An 18,981-nucleotide genomic window follows, 5' to 3' on the forward strand; every position below is an offset into this window, starting at 1 on the left:
CAATTAAGACAAGAAATAAAACAAAGGAGCGAACACATGATGAAAAAATTTTTAGAGGTTGTAGGTGCTGTATTTTTAGCTTTCGTAGATGGGAAAAAAGTTGCAATGGAATTGAATGAAACACCTGAACAACCACGTACCAAAAGAAAAGAATCACCAAAACAAATACAAGCATTAAAAGCTGTCCTACACACATAAAAAACCCTTCACTTTTCTTTTTCAAATGAAGGGTTTCTTTTCTATAGTGTAATACTTTCTCCAGCTTCTAATACTTTCCCTGTACAATTTTGTAGCTTTTCTACAAATTGATATGGATCTTGTTCAATAACTGGGAACGTATTGTAATGCATCGGTACAACAGTTTTCGCATTAATCCATTTTGCCGCTAGTACAGCATCTTCTGGTCCCATTGTGAAATTATCACCAATTGGTAAAAATGCTAGATCAACTTTATTTAATTCCCCAATTAACTTCATATCAGAGAATAGTGCAGTATCTCCTGCGTGGTATACAGTTTTCTCTTCTGCTGTAAATAAAATACCTGCTGGCATACCTGTATATGTAATCGTCTTATTTGCTTCATCAATATAACTAGAGCCGTGGAATGCTTGTGTAAACTTCACTTTTCCGAAGTCAAATTCATGTGAACCACCAATATGCATCGGGTGTGTATTTACACCTTGCCAACTTAAAAATGTTGCTAGTTCAAATGGTGCTACAACAACTGCATTATTTTTCTTCGCAAGTTCTACTGTATCTCCAACATGATCACCGTGTCCATGCGATAAAAGGATTGCATCCACTTTTACATCTTCAGCTTTTAAATCTGTTTTCGGATTACCTGTTAAAAACGGGTCAATTAAAATAACTTTTCCATTCGCCTCAATTTTCACAACTGAATGTCCATGATAAGATACTTTCATTATTACATTCCTCCCCTATTCACATTCTCACTTTTTATTCTACATGATTTTTCAATCCCCTGTCTTTTCTAACATCTATTTACTTGTCATAACGCTTTCTTCCGAGTTAAAGTTATATTTGTAATTAAATATCTCGGGGGTGCCAATCGATGAATGCTAGATTAGAAAATTTAATGCAATGGCTAAAAGAAAAAAACGTAGAAGCTGCGTTCTTAACTTCTACACCGAACGTCTTCTACATGACAAACTTCCACTGTGAACCACACGAAAGACTTCTTGGTATGTTTGTATTCCAAGAAAAAGAACCTATTTTAATTTGCCCTAAAATGGAAGAAGGCCAAGCACGTAACGCTGGCTGGGCACATGAAATTATCGGATTTACTGATACTGACAGACCATGGGATATGATTGCAAAAGCAATTAAAGACCGCGGCATCAATGCAAATGCAGTTGCAATTGAAAAAGAACATTTAAACGTAGAGCGCTACGAAGAATTAACGAAATTATTCCCAAATGCAGCTTTCAAATCAGCTGAGGAGAAAGTTCGCGAACTTCGTTTAATTAAAGATGAAAAAGAACTTTCTATTTTACGCGAAGCAGCTAAAATGGCGGACTATGCTGTTGAAGTTGGTGTAAATGCAATTAAAGAAAACCGCAGCGAGCTAGAAGTATTAGCAATTATTGAACACGAATTAAAAACAAAAGGCATACATAAAATGTCATTTGATACGATGGTATTAGCAGGTGCGAACTCTGCTCTTCCACACGGTATTCCTGGCGCAAACAAAATGAAACGCGGCGATTTCGTACTATTTGATTTAGGCGTAATCATTGATGGTTATTGCTCTGATATTACACGTACAGTAGCATTCGGTGAGATTTCTGAAGAGCAAACTCGCATTTACAACACTGTACTTGCTGGACAACTACAAGCAGTTGAAGCATGTAAACCAGGTGTTACACTTGGCGCAATCGATAACGCTGCTCGTTCTGTTATCGCAGATGCAGGTTACGGAGACTTCTTCCCGCACCGACTTGGTCATGGACTTGGAATTAGCGTACACGAATATCCAGATGTAAAAGCTGGTAACGAGTCTCCATTAAAAGAAGGTATGGTCTTCACAATCGAACCTGGTATTTATGTACCAAACGTAGGTGGCGTTCGTATTGAAGATGATATTTACATCACAAAAGACGGATCAGAAATTTTAACGAAATTCCCGAAAGAATTACAATTTGTAAAATAATAAAAAAGGCAGCTTGATTGCTGCCTTTTTTATTTCTCTACTATTTCAAATTTCTCTACAATCATTTTTGCTGGATAGCTTTCAAGTGTTTGAGAAGACCATACTTTTATTTTATCCCCTGTTTTTAGTTTATTATATGCATCTTTAACCTTAAAACTCAGAACTATATGTGATGGATACTCTTTATTCATTTGTTGTTCTATATAATTTTGTAACTCTACTTTCGTTTCAAACGTTTTATCACTGACGAAAAATACCGTATCATTTCTTACTATGACATATCCTTCTTCAGGTACTTTTTTTACTGCTACTTGCTCTACTTTTTTTGTAGTACACGCTGATAATATGATTAAAAATACACTTAGAAACATAAAGATTTTCATATGCCTATTCATTTTTAACTCCTTACTCTAGGCTATTTCAAATTTAACACCATCTTCTCCTCATACTTATCATCCCATTTAATCACAACTTCTATCGGTTCATCTTTAGATAAAGGCGTACAACTTACACAAGAAGACTTTATTTCAATCTTTGCTCCTTTATGATTTTCTGACGTTTGTGTCATTGTGCTAAAGGCTCCATTAATAGCAATCTCTAAATTTTTAAATTCTGTATTTCCATCTCCGCCCTTATACTGAAATGTAAACATTCCATCTTCACTATCATCCTTAATATGGCCTTTATATTGTCCCGTCCAACTTTTGCTCTCGCTAGAAAAAGTAACATACCAAATCGAACAACTCCCTAAAAAGAAAATAGTAATAAAAAAGAATAATACTCTCTTCATCATGCCCCTCGATTCAAAAGCATTTATTTATTGTCTATTTCTTCCTTTAAATATTATTAAAAAAAGAAGGCCACTCAAAAAGTGCCTTCTTCTATTTCACTAATATTTAATTGAAATTTCACGATCCAAACTGAGAAAAGGTGGACAAGAAGCGCAAACGCCATACATGCTCCGCTTAAAAAAGTTAGTATAGGATGCGAATACACGTGCCCTAATCCATAGGATATCGCCACGAAAAACATAGTTATGTAAATATAAATTGCTCCATGTATTTGCCTCATATAAACCTCCTTTTCCCATAGTATAACATAAGTTTTCTGATTATTCACATTAATAGACTGTAATTAATATTTCTCAACTGTTACACCTCTAACAGCAGCCTTAATATATGGTGCTCCTTGTAAACTTTGTAAATCCTCTGTTTTGCCTGTTACAACTACACCGTATATTTGTAAGTCTTTTGGTTCGGTGTTTTTTATTTCTTTATCCCGCATTAACAGGCAGTAAGACCCCACATCAAAATTCAGCGGAAGTAAAGAAGTTAGGTGGGGGGCGGACTGCTCGTAAAAGCCCGATTGGTGAGGGCTGATAATCAGTGGGGGATGCCCTCACCACTGATTAAAGTTTCACTTTATAGTTTATCCTAAAATATTCTCGATATCCCTCTTTATTTTCACTTAAAGATATCCAAATACAGCTTTTATAAATTTTTCCATAATAAAAAGCACATTTATTTTGATGTGCTCTTCACATATAATTTAGTAAAATATGAATCATTTTTTGAAACAAAAACTCCCACTCATCTCTCCCCATACTATCGTTATGACTTAGTTGCCATAATAATTGAACGAGGATAAAATCCCAGCTTTTCATAAAATGATACAGCTTCATTTCCATACACTACTGTTAATTCAATTTCATCTATCTTTTTCACTTTAAACCATTCCACTGCACTATTCATTAATTTCAAACCAAATCCGTTTCTTCGGTATTTTTCATCAACAAATAAAACTTCAATCTTTCCGCTTACGCTTTTACTATACGCTATACAAAATCCTAATATATTATCTGTTTCTGACTCAATCAATAATTCAATTCTATATTCTCCGTACTTTGAGTTCTTTTTATAATTTTCAATACGTTCCTCAAATGTCATTCTTGGGTAATCGCCAGAAAAATATTTTGATTTATTATTATGATATTCATGCAATTTATTTAAGGATTCTCTTATTATCTCTATTTCATCGAGAGTGATATATTTATTACTAATTCTCATCCTATAGCATCTCCAATAATATATATTTCAGCATAAAAATAAGACTGTTTTTTGTTCACAAAATATTACTCTATTATTCCATCGCTTCCCTCACAACCTCTTGAATCATAACAACTTCTGTTTTCATATCAATAGATGGTGCTTCTTCATCGATACATTCATACCAAAACGCTAAGTGCTTTTTATCGATTTCATAATGAGAATTTTCGACAAGAGCTCCGCCTTCTCCTTGCACAGAATACCAATATAAGTACTCTTCTCCATCTCTTATTTCCCGGAAAATTGTCTCAACATACATCTTTTCGTCGTTTAATGTCAAAAGGACTTCTTTCATATTTTCATTAAGAAGCTGCATCCATTCATCTACTCGATGACTCTTACCAGGCCTAACTTTAAATCTCGTTAATTCTACATTCATTTTTATTCCCCCGTTTTCTTACGTACAAACAAACTGTATTCTATTGGATGATAAAAACTTAATTTACTAGCTAATTTTCGCGAAGGAATATTGTCTACATAACAATCCCAGCTCGGTATAATATCATTTTGCATGCAATGTTCAATGAACCGTGTCGCAACAGCTTGAGCTAATCCTTTCCCTTGATATGCTTTATGCGTAGCAATATCGATTTCAGCAAAACTATTCCCTCTAAATATTGAGACGCATTCAGCTATAATCATCCCACCTTGTTCTATACAAAATCCGAAACCACCGTTCAAAAATAGTTCTTTTGATCCCCAATATTCTTTATAATACTTCTCTGTAAATTCACTGCTTCGTTCTATATCACTTTTATCAATACGCTTCACTGCATATGTATTTTTATTTGCATCTTGTGTTCGCTCTTCAAAGATTTCTCTTTGGAATTTCATTCGTGGCATATTCCGAAGTACATTACTAAAACGCCCTTCAATCATCATTTCCCACTCTTCACTTGAAGCGAATAGTGTAAATCTCTTCTCTGTTTTTTCAATAGCCATTTTTAAATACATCAATAAATCTTCATTATAATTTTGATCATCCGTATGACCAAATAAATAATAGATACCGTTAACTGTACGAATTAATCCTGCTGTTAACTTCTCGTTGGCAAAAATCTCACCATCTATCATTTGGTCACATACCGCATAAGCAAATGTCGTCGTTCTTGTATTACTTTCCAAAATCGGAATGATTTTTCTATACTCGGCTACAGATAATTTTTTCATAACTGCTCCACTTTAATCGTATCAGCTTCTATATTTTCGAAACAAAGATTTACTGTTCTCTTTAATGCTCTCGTTCTATGAATCGTACACGCTGGAATTAAAATAGAATCATTCGGCTTTAAAACTGCTGTTTCTCCATCTTCAAAATCGATAAGCAATTCTCCCTCTAGCACAATGAATAATTCATCCGAATTAGAATGATAATGCCAATCATATTCGCCAGTAAATACAGCGATTCGTAAGCAATGATTATTTACATTTGAAACGACGAAATTTTTATGTTGATCTTTAATATCCTTTGTTAATTCTATTAAGTTCACAGTTTCCATCTTTCGTCCCATCCTTTCATTAGTCGTTCTTCTAAAAAACTAACTTAATCTCCTCCACCTCCGCAATCTCCTCCACCATCACTTGAGCTGCTACAATCATTGCTACTGTAGTCACCGAATCCACTTGATGAGCTTGAATTGGATGAAGATTTTTTGCTTCTTTTTCTATCTTTTTTACTTTCATGACTAGGCCAAACCTTATCAAATAATATAAAGAATAAGATTCCTTCTACCATAACAAGCATAACGCCAAAAATACCTTCAATAACATTAGGGGTTATCCCCAAACTTTTAACCATCCCACATAAAAACACACAAAAAATCACATACAAGAACATACAAATATATCGAAATACTTTTTCTATCATAAGGACTACTTTTTTTGAAAAAGGTATGTTCTGTTCCTGTTTTCTCTTCATATACTTTTGTCTCTTAACTTGCTTTTTCTTCCTCTTTTTGCTCCCCATTGAATCCCCTCTTTTTGTTATATAATTCTAAATTATCATAATAAAAATCGATTTACACCAATAAATAACAATTATTCACATGTTATTTCTCCATAAAAAAGACCCTCCTCATAAAGGAAGGTCTCGAATGTATTTCTATTATGATAAAGCAGGAGCTTTTTCAAGAAGCTCTTTCGCATCAGCGTATTGTAAGCCGTGCGCTTCTGCAACTGCTTCGAATGTTACATAGCCATCTAATGTGTTAATACCTTTTAGTAATGCAGTGTTGCCTAAGCAAGCATCTTTGTAACCTTTGTTCGCAATTTGTACTGCATATGGTACTGTTACGTTTGTTAATGCAAGAGTTGACGTACGTGGAACTGCACCTGGCATATTAGCAACTGCATAATGAACAACGCCATGTTTTTCGTAAGTTGGGTTATCATGAGTTGTAATACGATCAGTTGTTTCGAAAATACCACCTTGGTCAATCGCGATATCTACAACGACAGAACCTGGTTCCATTGATTGAATCATTTCTTCAGTTACAAGTTTTGGCGCTTTTGCACCTGGAATTAATACTGCACCAATAACAAGGTCAGATTCTTTAACAGCTTCTGCAATGTTATATGGATTAGACATTAATGTTTTTACTTGGTTACCGAAAATATCATCTAATTGACGAAGACGTTCTGCACTTAAGTCAATGATTGTTACATCTGCACCTAAACCTACTGCAATCTTAGCTGCGTTTGTACCAGCTTGACCACCGCCGATGATTGTTACTTTGCCGCGTTTTACCCCTGGAACGCCTGCAAGTAAAATACCTTTACCACCTTTGTTTTTCTCAAGGAATTGTGCACCGATTTGTGCAGCCATACGACCAGCTACTTCACTCATAGGTGCAAGTAATGGTAAAGAACGATTGTCTAATTGTACTGTTTCATATGCGATTGATGCAACTTTGTTATCGATTAATGCTTTCGTTAATTCTGGTTCTGGAGCTAAGTGTAAGTATGTGAATAAAATTAAACCTTCACGGAAATAGCCGTATTCACTTGCTACTGGCTCTTTTACCTTCATAACCATATCTTGATTCCATGCTTCTTCAGCAGTTTCTACAAGTTTCGCACCAGCTTGTACGTATTCTTCATCCGTAAAGCCAGATCCTAAACCTGCTCCTTTTTGAACAAAAACTTCATGACCATTTTGTACTAAATGTACTGCTCCCGCTGGCGTCATTGCCACACGGTTTTCATTGTTTTTAATTTCTGTTGGAATACCGATACGCATGATTAGTTCCCCCTTGAGTTATGAAATGACCCCTGAATCATTTTTTAAAGCGCTTTCTACGCTCTTATATTTTAACATAATATCTCAATATTTGACAAAAAATAACACGAGTTTTCCGATAGATTTAATTTTATATTAAAGGACAGTATTATCCGCACCTCTCAGCACAATGGATAAACTGTCCAATTATTCGAAACTTCATCTTATTTTATTCTATCGATGTCTATGAATAACATCCACTGCACCAGTCACTTCAATAATTGTACCGGTAATCATATCGGAATCGTCCTCACATAAAAACGAAATGGTTCTTGCAATATCTTCACCTGTTCCAGATCTACCAATCGGTGTGTTATGCTCTTTCAGCTGACGTGCTTCTTGAATAGTTGCCTCTTTCATCTCGCCTATAATATCACCAGGACATACCATGTTCGCAGTAATACCATACTCCGCTTCTTCATAAGCAACTGTTTTCGTTAATGAAACAAGTCCTACTTTCGCTGCGGCAAAAGCTGAACGATAAATCCATCCCGGTGCACTATCCGCCCCTTGAAATCCGTAATTAATAATACGGCCAAAGTTCTGTTTTCTCATGACCGGAACGACAAGTTTTAATAAATGAAATACCGCTGTTAAATTTCCCTGAATCATTTCATTCCATTCATCTTCTTCATAATCAACTAACTTTTTTCGTTCAAATACATATGGACCAGCATTATTAATTAAAAAGTCAATTTTGCCAAAACGGCTCATCGCTTTTTCTACTATTTTATGTAAATCTTCCTTTTTCGTGACATCCGCTTGCACGAATTGTAGACGCTCTTCCACATCTTTATATGTTTCTTTCATCGTTTCCATAGCCGTGATATCGCTATGGTACGTTACTGTTACTGAATAGCCTTTAGCCAATAATTTTTCTGTTACTTGCTTTCCTAAACCTTTCGTACCGGCTGTAATGAGCGCATGTCTCACAAAACTGCCCCCTTTTAAATTGCTATACTTCATATGTAACAAGTTCTCGCTCCAATTACAACTAAAATGAATTGAAACAGAGTTTTCAAAATTCTGTAACGTTTCTGGCAAGCACGTTACCAAAATTTGTTTTATAATTAAGTTGTAAACAGTTATAAAACAGATTGGGAGGAATTTACTATGAATAATACATATACAAATATTTTAATCGCGGTGGATGGTTCTAAAGAAGCAGAAAAAGCCTTTAAAAAAGCAATTCAAGTCGCAAAGCGCAACAATGCAACATTAACAATTGCTCATATCGTTGATGTAAAAGCATACTCAGCAGTAGAAGCTTATAGCCGTGCAATTGCGGAACGTGCAAATCTATTTGCAGAAGACTTATTAGAAGACTACAAAAAAACTGCGCTTGAAGCTGGTCTTGAAAAAATTGAAACTGTATTAGAATTCGGTAATCCTAAATCAAAAATTTCAAAAGAAATTGCTCCAAACCATAAAGTAGATTTAATTATGTGTGGCGCGACTGGTTTAAATGCTGTTGAGCGTTTCCTAATTGGTAGCGTCTCTGAACATATTATTCGCTATGCGAAATGCGATGTCCTTGTTGTTCGTGGTGATGAAGAGCAAGGTGAGCTTTAATTTATAGATAAAACACCAAGTCCACATAGGCTTGGTGTTTTTCATTTTATAAACTTCACTATAAACACAAGACATGCTACGACAACAACGGTAATTGCCAACACATAAGGCGGAAGAAACTTCAAAGACCATAACGCCATCATGATTGTCGCGATCGTTAAGTACGTTTGCTTTGCATCTGCTGTCATTTTTTTACGAAGTAAGAAGACGTACAAATAGCCAATTGGCGGCGTAATGAAGCAAAGAACATATATGATTTTTGATTTTAAATACCATTTTTGTTCTCCAAGTTTCTTTATATCCCCTTCTATTCTCTTATGCTCTTGTTCTCTCGCTTCTTCTACAAGCGGGTCTTCCTCTTCTCCTCGCTTTTCTTTCATATAAGGAAGAAAGTGCATAAAAAAATAGTATGCGAATACGAACGCTCCAAATCCAATATTTAATCTTTCTAATGGAATATGTTCACTAAAAAAAGCAGCAGTAAGCACTAAAGACAAACAGTACGTCATCATCCAAAATGAACGTTTTCTCTTTTTTTGTTCCATTTCTTTTTTATCTTGTACATATTTTCTTTTCGAAAACCATATTGAAATACAGCAGTCTACTACAAATAGAATAAAGATAAATATCCCGACGTGTACTGTTTCTACATCCTCAAATGAAAACATATTTGGGAATGCAACGTGTAATACAATTAGCGTGTACAAAATTAACCCTATAAAATAAATACGTCTCATTTTCCATCCCTTTCTTATTTCCTAACATTACGTTAACATACATTTTTTAGAAATAGACGGACAAAATATATATGTGTAAAAAAGGAGGATGCAACATGGATGATTCTGAACGTATTATTTTAGATGTGAATGGGAAAGAACTCGAAATGCTAGATACGATTCGTACTCATTTTAAAGAGAAACATGGCGTTGAACTAAGTAACGGTGCATTACTTAGAGATTTGATGGATATTGAGTATATTCGAATTACGGAAGATCGACATAAGTATGATTAAAAGAAAAACGACTGCAGGCGAATGCCATCAGTCGTTTTCTTTCTTTATTTAAGCTCTTGATGCTTCCCGCCCATACCACCTTGCTCATTGCTATCTTGGTGTACAGTTAGTTTATTTGTTTTCGTATCTTTTAAAACTCTATATGTATATGATTCATTTGGTTCATCTTTAAACTGCACATTCATTCCATACGAATCCATTTTGCTATAAAAGGCCGGTTTTATATATAAAATATCACTTTCTTTATATCCTTTATCTTGCAAATGCCACATCGTTGCGATAATCGCTTCTTCTCGCTTTTCTTTTTCACCAACATACATATATTTGTCCAAAAGAAACACTTTAGCATTTGCAATTAAACTAATTACCAGTACAATGATAAACACTATTTTTTTCATAGACTTCCCCTAAATTGTTATTTTTTACTATATTGTAACTTAAATATTATTAAAAAACAAAGTACGCCAGACTTTACTAGACTGGCGTACTTCCCAACTCAATTCTTAATAAATTCTTTCGTTAACCCCTTCGCCTTCTCCAAAGCGTTTTTGATTTGTTCAAACCCTGTCCCACCAGCACTATTACGACGCTTTACAGCCGCATATGGTGAAAGAACTTCATACAAATCTTCTTCAAATAAAGAGCTCATTTCTTGATATGTTTCAAGCGGGACATCTAATAAATAAATTCCTTTTTGTGTGCAATGTAGCACTAACTTCCCAACAATTTCATGAGCTTGACGGAATGGTAGTCCTTTGTTTGCTAAATAGTCGGCAATTTCTGTTGCGTTGGAGAAATCTTGCGTCACAGCTTGCCCCATTTTTTCTTTGTTTACAGTCATCGTTTCAAGCATGCCCCCCATAATATGAAGGCATCCTTCTACTGTTTTTACTGTATCAAACATTCCTTCTTTATCTTCTTGCAAGTCTTTATTGTAAGCGAGCGGTAATCCTTTCATTACTGTAAGTAAACTGAATAAATTACCGTATACTCTGCCTGTTTTACCACGGATTAGTTCCGCCATATCCGGGTTTTTCTTTTGCGGCATAATGCTGCTTCCAGTTGCGTATTGATCGCTCATTTCAATAAATTGAAACTCTTGGCTACTCCATAAAATAAGTTCTTCACAAAAGCGCGATAAGTGCATCATAAGCATAGATGAGTTACTTAGGAACTCCAGTATGAAATCACGATCGCTTACTGCATCTAAACTATTTTCATATATTCCATTAAATCCAAGAAGCTCCGCACTATATTCTCGGTCAATCGGGAATGTCGTCCCAGCTAGCGCTCCTGCTCCTAATGGGGAGATATTAATACGCTTTAACGAATCTTCATAACGATTTACATCACGCTCTAACATCCAAAAGTAAGCGAGAATATGATGAGCAAATGAAATCGGCTGAGCACGTTGCAAATGCGTATAGCCAGGCATAATCGTTTCAATATTATTTTCTGCTTGATGAACAAGAACAGTTTGCAATTGCTTTGTAGCTTTTATAATATGTTCTACCTTTTCTTTTAAATACAAATGCATATCCGTTGCCACTTGATCGTTACGGCTTCGGCCTGTATGAAGTTTCCCTCCTACTTCGCCAATTTGTTCAATTAACATCTTTTCGATATTTAAATGAATATCTTCTGCTTCTACTGAAAATTGTAGCTTATTCTCTTTTGCTTCTTTCAATAAATATTGAAGACCTACCTTTATTTTCTCTGCTTCTTCTTTCGTCACGATGCTCTGCTTTGCTAGCATCGTGACGTGTGCAATACTCCCGTTTATATCTTGATTTACTAATTGTTGATCGAAGGAGATGGATGCTCCAAACTCTTCAACCCATGCTTCCGCTTCTTCTGTAAAACGTCCGCCCCAAAGTTTGCTCACGCTTCCACCTTCTTTTGATTCACTTGGCTGTATACTTTCGTCGGTAAACCAAATAATGAAATGAATCCAACTGCTGCATCATGATTAAATTCGTCCTGGGCAGTATATGTTGCTAATTTTTCATCGTATAAAGAGTACTCAGATTTACGTCCTTCTACAATCGCATGACCTTTAAATAATTTCACACGCACTGTACCTGTTACATTCTTTTGCGTTTCTTGTAAAAATGCATGAAGCGCTTGTTTTAAAGGTGAGAACCATAAACCGTTATAAATAAGTTCTGTTATTTTCTGTTCAATCACTGGTTTAAAATGTGCTACTTCTTTTACGTGTGTTAAATCTTCCAACTCTTTATGCGCAGTGATTAACGTCATTGCTGCTGGGCATTCGTATACTTCACGAGATTTAATACCGACAAGACGATTTTCTACGTGATCAATACGTCCAACGCCGTGTTTTCCAGCGAGCGCATTTAACGTTTTAATTAATTCTGCAAGTGAATATGCAGTGCCATTTAAAGTAGTCGGTACGCCTGCTTCAAATCCGATTTCTACAAACTCTGGTTTATTCGGTGTATCTTCTAACGCCAATGTCATCTCATATGCATCTTCTGGCGGCGCTGCCCATGGATCTTCTAAAATTCCACATTCGTTGCTGCGTCCCCATAAGTTTTGATCGATTGAAAACGGGCTATCTAAATTAATCGGAATTGGTACATCGTTTTCTTTTGCATATGCAATTTCTTCTTCACGTGACCATTTCCATTCACGTACAGGCGCAATCACTTCTAAGTAAGGATTTAATGCTTGGATAGAAACTTCAAAACGAACTTGGTCATTTCCTTTTCCTGTACATCCGTGTGCAACTGCAGTTGCACCTTCTTGTTCTGCAATTTCTACTAATTTCTTCGCAATAAGCGGACGAGATAATGCAGAGACAAGAGGGTATTTCCCTTCGTATAAAGTGTGTGCTTGCATCGCCATCAATGCATATTCATTCGCGAATTCTTCTTGAACGTCAATCATATATGATTTAATTGCACCTACTGAAAGTGCCTTTTCTTTTACAAATGCTAAGTCTTTACCTTCCCCTAAGTCTAAACAAAGCGCGATAATATCATAATTCTTCTCTTGTAACCATTTAATTGCAACGGAAGTATCAAGACCTCCGGAATATGCTAATACAACTTTTTTCTTCTTCATTTTGCATCCCCCTAAAGAATAAATATTCATTTTCTTTTATAATAATTCACACTTTACCACCTTTCACAAAATGTATCAAGAGTCATTTTCAAATTTTTTCAAACAATTTCGTCGAACTTCTTTCTGTTTTTCTGTACAATATAAGCAGGAAAACGGGGGTGAACTTATGGAAAAGTATTTCTTATACGATGAACATCTAGGAATTGAAATTCCGCATTTACAAGAAGACTGGGAAGAAATCCCCGAAAAAATGCAACATGCTATTTTACTAAAATGGGAACAAGTTCGCGGGAAAATTCCTGATCGTATAAAAGAACTTGAGCACTATATTAATACAAAACAACATTATTTAAATAACGAAGAAGACTTCGAAGTTTCTTGTAAACTAAATTCAGAAATTGCCGATCTTGCTTCCATCATTAATGACCTTTGGCTTTGGTATCGACTCACTCAAAATGTATCTGAGGGGAAAGCACACCAATGAAAAAAGCATGCCCCTCAATTACTTTGGGTCATGCTTTTTTTGTCGTAACATGATTTACAATATATCTCTTGTGCTGTTTTTGCCAAACACACATCAAAAGGGCCAACTAATATACTTCTTTCTTTCGGCAACTTTACAAAAGCAACAAGCTCTTCTTCATATTGAATTTTTTTCTGACATGAAATACATATTAATTCTTTTCTTTTGAACATTCCTTTTAGCATACCTTCACTCTCCCCTTCATCTATCTATATTAATATACTCTCATAATAGTTAAGACTTGTAAAAAAATGACACATTCCGAATCGAATGATTCATATACTATGTACAAAAGGAGGTCTACAGCTTATGCGTGCTTTCGTTATTATCGCTTTAACTTTTTTAAGTGTGATTAGTTGGGATGCGTTTTTTAAAGATAAAAGTGATGAAAAGAATACAACGGAATAAAAGCCTTTTTTTCTTACTTATTGGACAAACCGTTACAAACTGTCCAATCCTCCGAAATAACTTAGGCTTTTCTACAAAAATATTTAAACATAACATTTTTTGTAGATTCCCTCCGTTTATTGTCGGTTTCCATCCGCATACATTTTTTAAAAGTATGATATAATAGTATAAATCTTGAAGGAAGGGATTTTGATATCATGATCGCTCGAAGGAGCATGTGGCATCGTATTGACGAATCATACACGTAGCGTATTTTTCAGCTCAGATACTTTAGTCTAGCGAAAAAAATACGAGAGTGGGGAAATTATGATTGCCCGAAGGATAATTTGGCAAAAAAAAGACTCTTCTTACACATAGCGTTTTGTTTAGGACTTAATTGTTACTAACTAAACAAAACAAAGAAGAGCAGGATTGCTAAATGACGAATCCTACTCCACGTTTTGTTTAGTCGTTTTAAGACTTAAACTAAAACGAAGGTAGGGAGAATTGATGGACGAGAGGATTATTCGTTATTTCTTCAGCGACATATAGCGTAGTTAGTTTTTTCGTAAACTAACTGAAAGCTACATGTGAGCTCGTAGTTAGTTTACAACACAAAAAGGACTACTAACTACGGAAAGAAGGAATAACGATGAGGAACATCCAAAGTCGGCAAATTATTAAAGAAATTTTTATGGTTTTAATCGGTTCATTTATTTTAGCAGCAGCGCTATATCACATTCACTTCCAAAACCACTTAACAGAAGGTGGCTTTGTAGGAATTGCACTATTCATTCAAAACTTTTATGATATTTCACCATCTATTTCAACTGTATTAATGGATATCCCAATTATTTTACTGTGCGCTTCATTTTTAGGTAGAAAAATGGTTGGTTATTCATTCCTAGGTTCAATTTCATTCGGAGTATTTTATTCCTTTATGGAAAATTATTCTCCATTTACGGTAGATTTATCAAATAACTTATTTATAGCTGCAGTAGTTGGCGGTGCGTTAGCTGGTATTGGACTCGGTTTTATATTGCGATTTGGCGGTGCAACCGGTGGAGACGATATTTTAACAATTGTATTAAGTAAACGAACTCGTTTTACAATTGGGCAAATTTTCTTCGTCTTTGACGCGATTGTTCTTGCGCTTTCATTATATTATTTAAATTGGACAGAAATTGCTTTTACTATTCTTTCGATTGCCGTACAGGCAAAAACATTGGATTTAATTTATTATCCAAAAACAGAAAAAACAGCAGAAAAACAGCCAGTATCTGTTCCAATGTCCAAAAAACATGCAACAAATTAAAAAAGCGAAAGGCTTCGGCCTCTCGCTTTTTTTATGCTCTTTTTTCTTTCTCGACTATATGGCGCACTTGATAAAATCTATTTGCAAATTCAGTAACGTTTCTTGTTAAACGATAATTCACTGTAGATCCAATTGCCATTCCAATTACCGGTATACCTTGGAATAATTTACGACGAAGAGCATAAATCGAAAATGTCTTCAAAATTTGTTTTAACACAACCTCAGTAGAAGCTGTTTGTAGCACTGCTTCGTCTCCTTCGTAAAAGAACGAATCTTCCTGCTCCAGCTCTTGCAATAAATTGTACCATGCATATTGCTGAAGTCTTCCTGGTAGTAATGACGCATGAAACACCTTTAACGCAAGCATCATTTCATACGGCTTGTTCACATCATGTCCAAATGATGTTGCAATAAGTTGGACTGCCTTCACATTTAACGCGATCATAACCGGAAAATCCGCCGTTAATAATAATAAACCTCCAGCACCTGTTGCCCCGCCTTGTACAAATGAATATAGACGATGACGTGCTGTTTGCTGCTCTGCTATGTATGTTAATTGATCAATAGATAATGCTTTCAAATCTTCAAGCTGTTCAATCGATTCATCAAATAATCTTGATGTTCCTAAAATCCGATTACGTGCATCTAACTGTGCTTGTGAACTTTGAATAAATGCATGCAAATGAAAGAGCCATCCATCTGCTTTCGTGAAGAATTCTTTTCGCTTTTTCTCAGGTAATTTCGCAACTGTAGTATGTAACCATTTATCAAACACTTTTTGAAAATCGGTCGCTTCTTGCTCAACTAATTGCGCTTCCCATTCTTTTATATTGTCTAAAATGGCTTGTTCTCGCTTCGATCGCATCGTAACAACCACCTCGTTCGATTTTTTTCTATTGTAACATATTTCTGCTTATTCTTTGCAAATATGCTTGTCTATCTTTATTCACATACCATTTTTGAATGGCATAAAATATTAACAAAAAGGATGAGATAAATCACATGAATCTATCCGATATAAAAAAAGAATATAATGCGGTATTCAGCTTAGGACAAAACTGCTGGCCTGCTTGGGCATTATATCAATTAGAATTATCACCATTTTTTGGCGTTATTGATTTTATGCTAAGCCCCTCATTAGAAAAAGTGAATGTATTATTACAAAATCGATTTGACCGCTTTTTAAATTTCGAAAATTTATCCTTCATCTCATTTTGGGATGATGATGCAAAATTAAGATTAAGGGACAACCTTTATGAAATTGACTCCTGTCATGACTTTAAAACAGATGTAAACACACCAACTTCTTGGCCTTCTTATACAGAAATTAAGTTAAACTATGAACATCGTATTAATCGTTTTCTAGCTACAATTGAAACGGCAGAATCCATATTATTTACTCGAACTGGAGGAACATATGAAGAAGCATGTTCCCTAGAACAAATTTTATCTCAAATCGTTACACATACATTCTCTGTCCTGTTACTAATTCCTGCCGATATACCAACTATCACCCAAGAAGATTGGGGATTACAACGTGTTTGCGTTATGAAATGTCCTATTATGGATGTATACCAATACAATGAAGCATTTTGGAAAAACTTATTTGATGGAATTACGATTAGACCACATTCTTAAATACATGACACCTTTACTACAAAACACATTATAATCTTCCTTATACAAAAAAATAAGGAGTGATTGTATATGTATCCACGTGCAAAGGCTTTTGGCATTGCTATACATCACGGGCGTCTTCTCGTACAAGAATATCATTCAGCCGATGAAACATTTTACCGACCTCTTGGTGGTTCAATTGAACTTGGTGAACAATCAGCACATACCGTTATTCGTGAATTTAAGGAAGAGCTTCATACAGAAGTGGAAATCACCAATTATTTAGGTTGTTTAGAAAATGTCTTTCATCTAGATGGAGACATTGGTCATGAAATCATTCAACTATATTCTTTGCGTTTATTAGACACGTCACTATATGAAATGAAAACATTAAATATACAAGATGAGGAAACAGTAGCGTATGCGAAATGGATTCCTATTACGGCATTCATTCAGAAAGAAAAAATATTATATCCGGATGGAGTTTTAAAATACATCCAAAAGAAAAAAGACGAAATCCTATAGGATCTCGTCTTTCTTTTCATATATTAACCAATATCTCCAAGACGTAGTACATCACGAGCAATCATAACTTCTTCGTCAGTTGGAATTACGATAATTTTTACTGGAGAATGTGGGAAGCTGATGAATGCTTCTTCACCGAATACGTTATTACGTTTTGCATCAAAGTATACGCCCATGTACTCAAGGCCTTCTAATACGCGCTCACGAATAATCGCACTGTTTTCACCTACACCAGCTGTGAAGATGATTGCGTCTACACCTTTCATACGAGCAGTGTAAGAACCGATGTATTTGTGGATACGGCTTACGAATACATCAAGTGCTACTTTCGCACGGTGGTCGCCTTCTTCTTCTTTCGCAATGATGTCACGTAGGTCACTAGAGTAACCAGTAAGACCTAACATACCACTCTTCTTGTTTAATACGTTAACTACTTCTTCTACTGTTTGGCCTGTTTTTTCCATGATGTATGGAATTAACGCAGGGTCAAGGTTACCAGAACGTGTACCCATTGTTACACCAGCAAGTGGAGTGAAGCCCATAGAAGTATCGATAGATTTACCGCCTTCTACTGCTGCGATACTTGCACCGTTACCTAAGTGACAAGAAAGTAAGCTTAAGCTTTCAATTGGACGACCTAATAATTCAGCCGCACGCTCAGTTACATATTTATGAGAAGTTCCGTGGAAACCGTATTTACGGATGCCGAATTTTTCATAGTACTCATATGGTAGGCTGTATAGGAATGCAGATTCCGGCATTGTTTGGTGGAATGCTGTATCGAATACTGCTACTGCTGGTACGTTTGGTAATACTTCTTGGAATGCTTTAATACCAACAACGTTTGCTGGGTTATGAAGTGGTGCTAAATCGCTTAATTCTTCGATATCAGCTAATACTTCATCAGTAATTAAAACAGAGTCAGCAAATTTTTCGCCGCCGTGAACAACACGGTGACCGATACCGCCAATCTCATCTAGAGATTTAACGATTCCGTTTTCAGTTAATTTTTTTAGAAGCATATTAACTGCTACTGCGTGATCTGGAATGTTTGTAATTTCTTTTTGTTTTTCGCCATCTACAGTAATAGTGAAGATACTATCTTCTAAACCGATACGTTCTACTAAACCTTTTGTTAATACTGTTTCACTTGGCATTTCAAATAATTGGAATTTTAAGGAAGAGCTTCCTGCGTTAATCGCGATGATTTTTGACATCTAGTCTTTCGCCCCTTTTTCTCTTGGTAGTTGTGTGGATGTTTCCACAAACCGCTCGATTTTATCTGATCAAATTCACTAAATATGAAAACGTTTCATCATTAGCAAATTTTATACTCACGATTTTAATTTAAACATCGTCCGACATATATTTCAAGTGAAAAAATTGTAACA

Annotated in this window: 26 protein-coding genes and 1 pseudogene; 8 read left to right on the top strand and 19 right to left on the bottom strand. The window is 35.4% G+C overall.

Translation table 11 applies throughout. From position 1 onward, the window contains the following. Positions 1-36: 36 nt before the first annotated feature. Positions 37-198: a hypothetical protein gene (locus MKY21_RS23160; protein WP_000976017.1), complete on the top strand. Its 162-nt coding sequence runs from the start codon at positions 37-39 to the stop codon at positions 196-198. A gap of 41 nt (positions 199-239) precedes the next feature. Here MKY21_RS23160 and MKY21_RS23165 read toward each other — a convergent pair whose 3' ends face one another. Then, the gene (locus MKY21_RS23165) at positions 240-923 is read right to left on the bottom strand and encodes a metal-dependent hydrolase (RefSeq protein ID WP_000868922.1); all 684 of its coding nucleotides are present in this window, start codon (positions 921-923) and stop codon (positions 240-242) included. A gap of 149 nt (positions 924-1,072) precedes the next feature. On the opposite strand from MKY21_RS23165, the gene pepQ reads away from it, so the two are divergent. After that, on the top strand, positions 1,073-2,170 hold the full coding sequence (gene pepQ / locus MKY21_RS23170; RefSeq protein WP_000994032.1) for a Xaa-Pro dipeptidase: 1,098 nt from the start codon (positions 1,073-1,075) through the stop codon (positions 2,168-2,170). 29 nt (positions 2,171-2,199) lie between these two features. Here pepQ and MKY21_RS23175 read toward each other — a convergent pair whose 3' ends face one another. The 11 genes and pseudogenes from MKY21_RS23175 to MKY21_RS23225 all read right to left on the bottom strand — a co-directional run bounded on the left by MKY21_RS23175 (position 2,200) and on the right by MKY21_RS23225 (position 8,518). Then, the gene (locus tag MKY21_RS23175) at positions 2,200-2,565 is read right to left on the bottom strand and encodes a DUF3221 domain-containing protein (protein ID WP_001079366.1); all 366 of its coding nucleotides are present in this window, start codon (positions 2,563-2,565) and stop codon (positions 2,200-2,202) included. Between the two features lie 20 nt (positions 2,566-2,585). Continuing rightward, positions 2,586-2,960: a hypothetical protein gene (locus MKY21_RS23180; RefSeq protein ID WP_000832323.1), complete on the bottom strand. Its 375-nt coding sequence runs from the start codon at positions 2,958-2,960 to the stop codon at positions 2,586-2,588. A gap of 74 nt (positions 2,961-3,034) precedes the next feature. Continuing rightward, positions 3,035-3,241: a hypothetical protein gene (locus MKY21_RS23185; protein WP_001248905.1), complete on the bottom strand. Its 207-nt coding sequence runs from the start codon at positions 3,239-3,241 to the stop codon at positions 3,035-3,037. Between the two features lie 63 nt (positions 3,242-3,304). Next, positions 3,305-3,445, bottom strand: a pseudogene (locus tag MKY21_RS23190) (anti sigma factor C-terminal domain-containing protein); the annotation flags it as partial. Between the two features lie 335 nt (positions 3,446-3,780). Beyond that, on the bottom strand, positions 3,781-4,236 hold the full coding sequence (locus MKY21_RS23195) for a GNAT family N-acetyltransferase (protein WP_001222923.1): 456 nt from the start codon (positions 4,234-4,236) through the stop codon (positions 3,781-3,783). 73 nt (positions 4,237-4,309) lie between these two features. Next, entirely contained in the window at positions 4,310-4,654 is a 345-nt protein-coding gene (locus tag MKY21_RS23200; RefSeq protein WP_341077446.1) for a DUF6176 family protein, read from the bottom strand. 2 nt (positions 4,655-4,656) lie between these two features. After that, a complete protein-coding gene (locus tag MKY21_RS23205; RefSeq protein WP_000736725.1) occupies positions 4,657-5,445 on the bottom strand; it encodes a GNAT family N-acetyltransferase in 789 nt (262 codons plus the stop codon). Continuing rightward, positions 5,442-5,774: a cupin domain-containing protein gene (locus tag MKY21_RS23210; RefSeq protein WP_000450927.1), complete on the bottom strand. Its 333-nt coding sequence runs from the start codon at positions 5,772-5,774 to the stop codon at positions 5,442-5,444. Before MKY21_RS23210 ends, MKY21_RS23205 begins: the two co-directional genes overlap by 4 nt. Positions 5,775-5,818: 44 nt before the next feature. Next, positions 5,819-6,241 (bottom strand): hypothetical protein, encoded by a 423-nt coding sequence (locus MKY21_RS23215; protein ID WP_000534949.1) that lies wholly within the window; start codon positions 6,239-6,241, stop codon positions 5,819-5,821. Positions 6,242-6,379: 138 nt separating this feature from the next. Beyond that, positions 6,380-7,513, bottom strand: coding sequence for an alanine dehydrogenase (ald, locus tag MKY21_RS23220; RefSeq protein ID WP_001219398.1), 1,134 nt, complete (start codon positions 7,511-7,513; stop codon positions 6,380-6,382). A 213-nt stretch (positions 7,514-7,726) separates the two neighbouring features. Beyond that, positions 7,727-8,518, bottom strand: a complete 792-nt coding sequence (locus MKY21_RS23225) for an SDR family oxidoreductase (protein ID WP_002005829.1) — start codon at positions 8,516-8,518, stop codon at positions 7,727-7,729. A gap of 147 nt (positions 8,519-8,665) precedes the next feature. Between MKY21_RS23225 and MKY21_RS23230 the strand changes: the two genes are divergently transcribed. After that, on the top strand, positions 8,666-9,124 hold the full coding sequence (locus tag MKY21_RS23230) for a universal stress protein (RefSeq protein ID WP_001066673.1): 459 nt from the start codon (positions 8,666-8,668) through the stop codon (positions 9,122-9,124). Between the two features lie 41 nt (positions 9,125-9,165). On the opposite strand, the gene MKY21_RS23235 is transcribed toward MKY21_RS23230, so the two are convergent. After that, positions 9,166-9,861: a hypothetical protein gene (locus MKY21_RS23235; RefSeq protein ID WP_016118715.1), complete on the bottom strand. Its 696-nt coding sequence runs from the start codon at positions 9,859-9,861 to the stop codon at positions 9,166-9,168. A 95-nt stretch (positions 9,862-9,956) separates the two neighbouring features. Between MKY21_RS23235 and MKY21_RS23240 the strand changes: the two genes are divergently transcribed. Then, positions 9,957-10,136 (top strand): hypothetical protein, encoded by a 180-nt coding sequence (locus MKY21_RS23240; protein WP_000342765.1) that lies wholly within the window; start codon positions 9,957-9,959, stop codon positions 10,134-10,136. A gap of 44 nt (positions 10,137-10,180) precedes the next feature. Here the strand turns inward: MKY21_RS23240 and MKY21_RS23245 are convergent, their stop codons facing one another. The 3 genes from MKY21_RS23245 to MKY21_RS23255 all read right to left on the bottom strand — a co-directional run bounded on the left by MKY21_RS23245 (position 10,181) and on the right by MKY21_RS23255 (position 13,223). Next, positions 10,181-10,534, bottom strand: coding sequence for a DUF3139 domain-containing protein (locus MKY21_RS23245; protein ID WP_000724675.1), 354 nt, complete (start codon positions 10,532-10,534; stop codon positions 10,181-10,183). A 98-nt stretch (positions 10,535-10,632) separates the two neighbouring features. Then, entirely contained in the window at positions 10,633-12,021 is a 1,389-nt protein-coding gene (gene argH / locus MKY21_RS23250; protein ID WP_000041290.1) for an argininosuccinate lyase, read from the bottom strand. Next, positions 12,018-13,223 (bottom strand): argininosuccinate synthase, encoded by a 1,206-nt coding sequence (locus tag MKY21_RS23255; protein ID WP_000727588.1) that lies wholly within the window; start codon positions 13,221-13,223, stop codon positions 12,018-12,020. Before MKY21_RS23255 ends, argH begins: the two co-directional genes overlap by 4 nt. Positions 13,224-13,389: 166 nt before the next feature. Here MKY21_RS23255 and MKY21_RS23260 point away from each other — a divergent pair, with 166 nt between their 5' ends. Next, a complete protein-coding gene (locus MKY21_RS23260; protein WP_000417218.1) occupies positions 13,390-13,707 on the top strand; it encodes a hypothetical protein in 318 nt (105 codons plus the stop codon). Positions 13,708-13,721: 14 nt separating this feature from the next. Here MKY21_RS23260 and MKY21_RS23265 read toward each other — a convergent pair whose 3' ends face one another. Continuing rightward, on the bottom strand, positions 13,722-13,931 hold the full coding sequence (locus MKY21_RS23265) for a hypothetical protein (protein WP_000911986.1): 210 nt from the start codon (positions 13,929-13,931) through the stop codon (positions 13,722-13,724). A gap of 854 nt (positions 13,932-14,785) precedes the next feature. Here MKY21_RS23265 and MKY21_RS23270 point away from each other — a divergent pair. Next, positions 14,786-15,448 (top strand): YitT family protein, encoded by a 663-nt coding sequence (locus MKY21_RS23270; protein WP_001244515.1) that lies wholly within the window; start codon positions 14,786-14,788, stop codon positions 15,446-15,448. Positions 15,449-15,479: 31 nt separating this feature from the next. Here MKY21_RS23270 and MKY21_RS23275 read toward each other — a convergent pair whose 3' ends face one another. Continuing rightward, the gene (locus MKY21_RS23275) at positions 15,480-16,313 is read right to left on the bottom strand and encodes an EcsC family protein (protein ID WP_001256853.1); all 834 of its coding nucleotides are present in this window, start codon (positions 16,311-16,313) and stop codon (positions 15,480-15,482) included. A 137-nt stretch (positions 16,314-16,450) separates the two neighbouring features. Here MKY21_RS23275 and MKY21_RS23280 point away from each other — a divergent pair, with 137 nt between their 5' ends. Beyond that, positions 16,451-17,086 (top strand): DUF1796 family putative cysteine peptidase, encoded by a 636-nt coding sequence (locus MKY21_RS23280; RefSeq protein WP_001053735.1) that lies wholly within the window; start codon positions 16,451-16,453, stop codon positions 17,084-17,086. Positions 17,087-17,155: 69 nt separating this feature from the next. Next, the gene (locus MKY21_RS23285; protein WP_200462284.1) at positions 17,156-17,590 is read left to right on the top strand and encodes an NUDIX hydrolase; all 435 of its coding nucleotides are present in this window, start codon (positions 17,156-17,158) and stop codon (positions 17,588-17,590) included. Positions 17,591-17,613: 23 nt separating this feature from the next. On the opposite strand, the gene ackA is transcribed toward MKY21_RS23285, so the two are convergent. Further along, a complete protein-coding gene (gene ackA, locus MKY21_RS23290) occupies positions 17,614-18,807 on the bottom strand; it encodes an acetate kinase (protein ID WP_000034575.1) in 1,194 nt (397 codons plus the stop codon). Between the last annotated feature and the right edge of the window lie 174 nt (positions 18,808-18,981).

The organism is Bacillus sp. FSL R9-9497, assembly GCF_038005805.1.
In the GTDB taxonomy this organism is placed as follows: domain Bacteria; phylum Bacillota; class Bacilli; order Bacillales; family Bacillaceae_G; genus Bacillus_A; species Bacillus_A cereus.

What these genes read in the sequence shown, in the direction of transcription:
- MKY21_RS23160 (WP_000976017.1), top strand. Translation starts at nt 37, where the DNA reads ATGATGAAAAAATTTTTAGAGGTTGTAGGTGCTGTATTTTTAGCTTTC.
- MKY21_RS23165 (WP_000868922.1), bottom strand. Translation starts at nt 923, where the DNA reads ATGAAAGTATCTTATCATGGACATTCAGTTGTGAAAATTGAGGCGAAT.
- pepQ (WP_000994032.1), top strand. Translation starts at nt 1,073, where the DNA reads ATGAATGCTAGATTAGAAAATTTAATGCAATGGCTAAAAGAAAAAAAC.
- MKY21_RS23175 (WP_001079366.1), bottom strand. Translation starts at nt 2,565, where the DNA reads ATGAATAGGCATATGAAAATCTTTATGTTTCTAAGTGTATTTTTAATC.
- MKY21_RS23180 (WP_000832323.1), bottom strand. Translation starts at nt 2,960, where the DNA reads ATGAAGAGAGTATTATTCTTTTTTATTACTATTTTCTTTTTAGGGAGT.
- MKY21_RS23185 (WP_001248905.1), bottom strand. Translation starts at nt 3,241, where the DNA reads ATGAGGCAAATACATGGAGCAATTTATATTTACATAACTATGTTTTTC.
- MKY21_RS23195 (WP_001222923.1), bottom strand. Translation starts at nt 4,236, where the DNA reads ATGAGAATTAGTAATAAATATATCACTCTCGATGAAATAGAGATAATA.
- MKY21_RS23200 (WP_341077446.1), bottom strand. Translation starts at nt 4,654, where the DNA reads ATGAATGTAGAATTAACGAGATTTAAAGTTAGGCCTGGTAAGAGTCAT.
- MKY21_RS23205 (WP_000736725.1), bottom strand. Translation starts at nt 5,445, where the DNA reads ATGAAAAAATTATCTGTAGCCGAGTATAGAAAAATCATTCCGATTTTG.
- MKY21_RS23210 (WP_000450927.1), bottom strand. Translation starts at nt 5,774, where the DNA reads ATGGAAACTGTGAACTTAATAGAATTAACAAAGGATATTAAAGATCAA.
- MKY21_RS23215 (WP_000534949.1), bottom strand. Translation starts at nt 6,241, where the DNA reads ATGGGGAGCAAAAAGAGGAAGAAAAAGCAAGTTAAGAGACAAAAGTAT.
- ald (WP_001219398.1), bottom strand. Translation starts at nt 7,513, where the DNA reads ATGCGTATCGGTATTCCAACAGAAATTAAAAACAATGAAAACCGTGTG.
- MKY21_RS23225 (WP_002005829.1), bottom strand. Translation starts at nt 8,518, where the DNA reads ATGAAGTATAGCAATTTAAAAGGGGGCAGTTTTGTGAGACATGCGCTC.
- MKY21_RS23230 (WP_001066673.1), top strand. Translation starts at nt 8,666, where the DNA reads ATGAATAATACATATACAAATATTTTAATCGCGGTGGATGGTTCTAAA.
- MKY21_RS23235 (WP_016118715.1), bottom strand. Translation starts at nt 9,861, where the DNA reads ATGAGACGTATTTATTTTATAGGGTTAATTTTGTACACGCTAATTGTA.
- MKY21_RS23240 (WP_000342765.1), top strand. Translation starts at nt 9,957, where the DNA reads ATGGATGATTCTGAACGTATTATTTTAGATGTGAATGGGAAAGAACTC.
- MKY21_RS23245 (WP_000724675.1), bottom strand. Translation starts at nt 10,534, where the DNA reads ATGAAAAAAATAGTGTTTATCATTGTACTGGTAATTAGTTTAATTGCA.
- MKY21_RS23255 (WP_000727588.1), bottom strand. Translation starts at nt 13,223, where the DNA reads ATGAAGAAGAAAAAAGTTGTATTAGCATATTCCGGAGGTCTTGATACT.
- MKY21_RS23260 (WP_000417218.1), top strand. Translation starts at nt 13,390, where the DNA reads ATGGAAAAGTATTTCTTATACGATGAACATCTAGGAATTGAAATTCCG.
- MKY21_RS23265 (WP_000911986.1), bottom strand. Translation starts at nt 13,931, where the DNA reads ATGCTAAAAGGAATGTTCAAAAGAAAAGAATTAATATGTATTTCATGT.
- MKY21_RS23270 (WP_001244515.1), top strand. Translation starts at nt 14,786, where the DNA reads ATGAGGAACATCCAAAGTCGGCAAATTATTAAAGAAATTTTTATGGTT.
- MKY21_RS23275 (WP_001256853.1), bottom strand. Translation starts at nt 16,313, where the DNA reads ATGCGATCGAAGCGAGAACAAGCCATTTTAGACAATATAAAAGAATGG.
- MKY21_RS23280 (WP_001053735.1), top strand. Translation starts at nt 16,451, where the DNA reads ATGAATCTATCCGATATAAAAAAAGAATATAATGCGGTATTCAGCTTA.
- MKY21_RS23285 (WP_200462284.1), top strand. Translation starts at nt 17,156, where the DNA reads ATGTATCCACGTGCAAAGGCTTTTGGCATTGCTATACATCACGGGCGT.
- ackA (WP_000034575.1), bottom strand. Translation starts at nt 18,807, where the DNA reads ATGTCAAAAATCATCGCGATTAACGCAGGAAGCTCTTCCTTAAAATTC.